At 68.7% G+C, this 677-nt stretch carries 1 protein-coding gene; it reads left to right on the top strand.

Annotation, left to right across the window (positions count from 1 at the left end; genetic code table 11):
• Window positions 1–138: 138 nt before the first annotated feature.
• On the top strand, window positions 139–677 hold a 539-nt coding region (locus tag VTU_RS29570; protein ID WP_010108993.1), incomplete at its 3' end, for a hypothetical protein.

Genomic DNA, 677 nt, shown 5'->3' with positions numbered 1-677 from the left:
GCTGTTCTCTGCGCGGCGATCCGAGTTGAAGAAACTGCTGAGACCAGGATTTATTCGTCTTACCAACGAACCTCTGATCCAGGCAACCAGCCCCCCGGTGGACTTCGGACCGAGGTATGCGCCCCTGCTCAATGGGTCATGGGTTATCCCAACAATAAGGAGCTGATCAACAGCTCGGACGGCCTGCCGAGCATCACCGCCGCCGTGGTGAACAACACCGGCCGCATCCACGGCGACAGCATCGCCATCACCGGCGCGAGCAACAACAGCCCCGGTGCAGGCGGCGGCGCTGCCATCGCCTCGCTTTGCTCGAACAAGCTGCTCGCGCTGGTGCTTTCCTGCGCCGTCGCCGTGGGTGGGGCAACGGCCAGCGTGCCCGACGTTGGCGCAAGCACCAGCCCGGCACGCAATGTGCCCCCCGCGGGCGCGGTCACGGACGCGACGCGCGGCGGCACGCTCGGGGACGCCACGGCCTCGGCGAACCGGTCGGTCGCCGTCACCGACGCAAGCGTCCGGGGCACCGGCGTGAACAACCAGGATGGCGTGATCGCGGCCAATGGCCAGGCCACGGTCAGCGCGGGCAGCGGCGTCCTGAACAACGCGGGCGGGCAGACGTACAGCACGCAGGGCGCGCTCAGCCTGAGCGGCGGCGCCATCGCGAACGCCAGCGGCACGGT

The organism is Verminephrobacter aporrectodeae subsp. tuberculatae At4 (genome assembly GCF_000193225.1).
Classification (GTDB): Bacteria; Pseudomonadota; Gammaproteobacteria; order Burkholderiales; family Burkholderiaceae_C; genus Acidovorax; species Acidovorax aporrectodeae.
The sequence above is the reverse complement of the archived record's forward strand: the minus strand, read 5'-3'. Positions and strand labels throughout refer to the sequence as shown.